Here is a 4,662-nt window from a genome sequence, read left to right as displayed (position 1 = left end):
GGCGAACTTGGCCACCCGGCGCAGCGGGACCGGCACCTCGTCGGCGGGCAGGCCGGGCAGCACGGCGGCGGTCAGCGCCACGATCCGCTGCCGGACCGGCTCGGGCAAGGTGGGCTCCGGCTCGGGCGCGGCCTCCGCGTCCGGCTCCGGCGTGCCCGCGGCCTCACCGGCGGCGTGCGCGTCGACCACCGACTCCTCCTCCGCGGAGAAGTGGTCGTCGTACGGCTCGGTGAGGGGCATGTGGCAAGTCTCCCACCCCGAACGGGCCCACCGCCGGGTGAGTGAGCCGATCTCTCATCCTATCCCCGTGGTAACGCCTGGGGTAGCTGGGACGGGAGTGTCGGACCCGGCCACTACCGTGCCGCGGGTGACCGGAACGGAGTACGTCCAGGAGGCGCTGGCCGGCCTGGACCGGACGGCGGACGGTGGGGTCGACCCCGCCCTGCCGCTCTACGCGACCACCTTCGTGGTGGTCGACCTGGAGACCACCGGGGGCGCGCCGGACGGCGGCGGCATCACCGAGATCGGCGCGGTGAAGGTCCGCGGCGGCGAGGAGCTGGGCGTGCTCGCCACCCTGGTCAACCCGGGCGTGCCGATTCCGCCGTTCATCACCGTGCTGACCGGGATCACCCAGGCCATGCTGCTCCCCGCCCCGCCGATCGAGCAGGTGCTGCCGAGCTTCCTGGAGTTCGTCTCCGACGCCGTGCTGGTCGCCCACAACGCCCCGTACGACGTGGGCTTCCTCAAGGCCGCCTGCGCCAAGCACGGCTACCGCTGGCCCAACCCGCGGGTGCTGGACACCGCGGCGCTGGCCCGCCGGGTGCTCACCCGCGACGAGGTGCCCAACCGCAAGCTGGGCACCCTGGCCGCCTACTTCCGCACCGCGACCCAGCCGACCCACCGCGCGCTGGACGACGCCAAGGCCACCGTCGACGTGCTGCACGGGCTGATCGCGCGGCTGGGCGGGCACCGGGTCGACACGATCGGCGAGGCGATCGAGTTCGCCCGGGCGGTCACCCCCACCCAGCGTCGCAAACGGCACCTGGCCGACGGGCTGCCGAAGGTGCCCGGGGTCTACATCTTCCGGGCCGCCGACGACCGGCCGCTCTACGTCGGCACCTCCGGTGACATCGCGACCCGGGTACGCAGCTACTTCACCGCCGGCGAGAAGCGGGCCCGGATCTCGGAGATGCTGGCCGCCGCCGAGCGGGTCGAGGCGGTCGAGTGCGCCCACTCGCTGGAGGCGGAGGTCCGGGAGCTGCGGCTGATCGCCGCGCACGCGCCGCCGTACAACCGGCGCTCCAAGTACCCGGAGCGGCAGGTCTGGCTGAAGCTGACCGACGAGGCGTACCCCCGGCTGTCCATCGTGCGCGACCTCACCCCCGCCGACACCGCCTACCTCGGCCCGTTCCGCTCCAAGCAGGCCGCCGAGCTGGCCGCCGCCGGCTTCCACGACGCGGTGCCGCTGCGCCAGTGCACGCACCGGCTCTCCCGGCGCACCACCCTGCCGGCCTGCGCGCTGGCCGAGCTGGGCCGCTGCCCGGCGCCCTGCGAGCACCGGATCACCCCGGAGGAGTACGAGCACCGCGCCGCCACCCCGTTCCGCACCGCCACCGCCAACGACCCGCAGGTGGTGGTGGACGCCCTGCTCGCCCGGATCGAGGTGCTCTCGGCGGCCCAGCGGTACGAGGAGGCCGCGGTGGTCCGGAGCCGGCTGGCGGCGGTGCTGCGCGCGGCGGTGCGCATGCAGCGGCTGGCGGCGCTCACCGGGATCGCCGAGCTGGCCGCCGCTCGCCCGGCCGCCCGGGGCGGCTGGGAGCTGGCCCTGGTCCGGTACGGCCGGCTGGCCGGCGCCGGGGTCTCCCCGCCCGGTGTCCATCCTCGACCGACCATCGCCGCGATCCGGGCCACCGCCGAGACCGTGCTGCCCGGGCACGGCCCGGTGCCGGCGGCCACCGCCGAGGAGACCGAACGCATCCTGTCCTGGTTGGAACGACCGGAGACCCGGCTGGTGGAGGCGTCCTCCGGCTGGGCGTCGCCGACCACCGGCGCGGGGCGGTTCCGTGCCCTCCTGACCAAGGCGGAAAACGGCGCGTCCCATCAACTCTCGACCGAACGCTCATGACCAAGTGTCCGATCGGACGACCTCACCTCGCTTAGGCTGTTAGAGAAGTGCAGTCCTGCCCGTTTCGCGGGCCTGCTCCCGGTCGTCGGGCTCGGCGACCCGGGGCCGGGGTGAGGAGGTGTCCCAGGTGGACGTCGACGCCGGACGCGGCGCCGCCCTGGGCGGCGCCCTTCCGACCCAGCCCGGCGAGCTGCCGCTGACCCGGCGGCTGCGCGCCCTGCTCACCTGGCCCACCACCGACGGCGACCCGGTCACCGCGCTGGTCCGCGCCCACCGGGGGATCCACGCCAACGCCGACGCCTCGGTGCTGCGCCGGGCGTACACGATCGCCGAGAACATGCACCGCGGGCAGTTCCGCAAGAGCGGCGAGCCGTACATCACCCACCCGCTCGCGGTCGCCCAGATCTGCGCCGACCTCGGCATGGACACCACCACCCTGGTCGCCGCGCTGCTGCACGACACGGTGGAGGACACCCGCTACACCCTGCAGGCGCTCCAGGAGGACTTCGGCCGCCAGGTGGCCCATCTGGTCGACGGGGTGACCAAGTTCGACAAGGCGTTCTACGGCAAGGCCGCCGAGGCGGAGACCGTCCGCAAGATGATCGTCGCGGCCGGCAAGGACGTCCGGGTGCTGATCATCAAGCTGGCCGACCGGCTGCACAACATGCGCACCCTCGGCGTACGCTCCGCCGCCTCCCGGGAGCGGATCGCCCGCAAGACCCTCGAGGTGCTCGTCCCGCTCTGCGACCGGCTCGGCATCCAGACGCTCAAACGCGAGCTCGACGACGTGGTGCTGCTGCACCTCCAACCGGAGGAGCACGCCCGGATCGCCCGCTTCGTGCATGACCGGCCGGGCTGGGCCGCGTATCTGGACGACGTGGTGACCAGGACGAAGGCGGCGTTGCGCCGCAGCCGGGTCGACGCACACGTCTCCCCCCGTCCCCGGCACCTCTACTCGATCTGGAAGGACACCGTCGCCGGCGGCCACGCCGCGCCGTACGACCTGCCCCGCATCGCGATCGTGGTGGAGGGCCCGGCCACCGACTGCTACGCCGCGCTCGGCGCGGTGCACGGCCTCTGGCGCCCGGTGCCGGGGCGCTTCAAGGACTTCATCGCCTCCCCCAAGAACAACCTCTACCGGTCCCTGCACACCAGCGTCTGCGGGCCGCAGGACCGCACCGTGGAGGTGCTGATCCGCACCGAGGAGATGCACCGCTCCGCCGAGTACGGCGTCGCCGCCCACTACCGCTTCCCCCGCGCCGTCGGCCGGGCCGCGGACCGGGCCGACGAGCTGGCCTGGCTGCGCCGGGTGCTCGACTGGGAGCAGGAGGCGGTCGACCCGACCCAGTTCATGGCGTCGCTCCGGTGCGACCTCGCGGAGGCCCAGATCCAGGTGGTCGCCGACGGGCGGCAGATCGTCCTCCCGGCCGGTGCCACCCCGGTCGACCTCGCGTACGAGCTCGGCACGGAACGCGGTGACCACTGCCTCGCCGCGCGGATCAACGGCCGGCTCGCCCCGCTCTCCTCCGAACTGGAGGAGGGCGACGTGGTGGAGATCTTCACCGAGGGCGACGCGGAGAGCGGCTTCGAGGCCGACGTCGCGCCGCGCGGACCGCGCCGCGAGTGGCTGGACTTCGTCAAGTCGCCGCACGCCCAGATGCAGATCAACCGCTGGTTCGCCGCGCACACCGAGCCGGGCATCTCGATCGCCGACAAGGTACGCCTCGGCCGGGCCAGCATCGGACTGGCGCTGCGCAAGCACAACCGCGGGCTGGCCAGCGACCTGCCGCTGCTGCGCCTCTCCGAGGAGCTGGGCTACCCCGACCTGGAGACCATGCTGGTGGCGGTCTTCGACCGGGCCGTCGAGCCGGACACCGTGGTCGAGCAACTGATCGATCTCGTCGACCACCGGCCTTAGGCCGCCGCTCCGGCGGCCCGACCCTGCGACCACTAGCCTTACAGGCATGATCCCCCGCGCGCGTGCCACCGGACGGGCCCTCGGCTACCGGCTCTTCTACCGCCTGCCGGTCCGGCTGCGCCGGCGGCTGGTGCGGCTCGCCGTGCCGAAGTACATCGTCGGCGCGGTGGTCCTGGTCCGCGACACCGAGGCCGACGGCGCCGGGCGGCTTCTGCTGCTGCGCCAGCCGCCCGGGCACAGCTGGACGTTGCCGGCCGGCCTGCTGGAGCGGGCCGAGGCGCCGGTGGTGGGCGCGGCCCGGGAACTCTACGAGGAGTCCGGCATCCGGCTCTCCCCCGACCGGCTGCGCCCGGCCGTGCCCAACGCGGTGGTGCACGCCCAGGGCTGGGTGGACGTGGTCTTCGAGACCGAGGTGCCGGCCTCGACGACGGAGCTGACGGTGGACGGCGCCGAGGTCTTCGAGGCCGCCTGGCACCCGCTGGACGACCTGCCCCGGTTGAGCCGGGCCACCGCCAACCTGCTCGCCCACTACGGCATCGGACCCCGCGCCGGCGAGGTCCCGCCGGTGCCGCCGCCCGCCCGGTGACCGGCCCCGGCCCGCGCCGCCCCGGCGGCGCGC

3 protein-coding genes and 1 pseudogene are annotated in these 4,662 nt (G+C 74.2%); 3 read left to right on the top strand and 1 reads right to left on the bottom strand.

The window, feature by feature from the left end:
* Positions 1 to 240, bottom strand: a pseudogene (locus ACWEVO_RS30595) (NYN domain-containing protein); the annotation flags it as partial.
* Positions 241 to 367: 127 nt separating this feature from the next.
* Between ACWEVO_RS30595 and ACWEVO_RS30590 the strand changes: the two are divergent.
* The 3 genes from ACWEVO_RS30590 to ACWEVO_RS30580 all read left to right on the top strand — a co-directional run bounded on the left by ACWEVO_RS30590 (position 368) and on the right by ACWEVO_RS30580 (position 4,629).
* A complete protein-coding gene (locus ACWEVO_RS30590; RefSeq protein ID WP_452310936.1) occupies positions 368 to 2,125 on the top strand; it encodes a DEDD exonuclease domain-containing protein in 1,758 nt (585 codons plus the stop codon).
* A gap of 127 nt (positions 2,126 to 2,252) precedes the next feature.
* The gene (locus ACWEVO_RS30585; RefSeq protein ID WP_452310937.1) at positions 2,253 to 4,043 is read left to right on the top strand and encodes a RelA/SpoT family protein; all 1,791 of its coding nucleotides are present in this window, start codon (positions 2,253 to 2,255) and stop codon (positions 4,041 to 4,043) included.
* A 46-nt stretch (positions 4,044 to 4,089) separates the two neighbouring features.
* Positions 4,090 to 4,629: an NUDIX domain-containing protein gene (locus tag ACWEVO_RS30580; RefSeq protein WP_452310935.1), complete on the top strand. Its 540-nt coding sequence runs from the start codon at positions 4,090 to 4,092 to the stop codon at positions 4,627 to 4,629.
* Positions 4,630 to 4,662 lie beyond the last annotated feature (33 nt).

The sequence above is a fragment of the Micromonospora sp. NPDC003776 genome, from assembly GCF_053605645.1.
This window is presented reverse-complemented; position numbering and strand designations above follow the sequence as displayed.

Excerpts from the sequence above, each read along its gene's own strand:
- ACWEVO_RS30580 (WP_452310935.1), top strand. The coding sequence starts at position 4,090 with ATGATCCCCCGCGCGCGTGCCACCGGACGGGCCCTCGGCTACCGGCTC.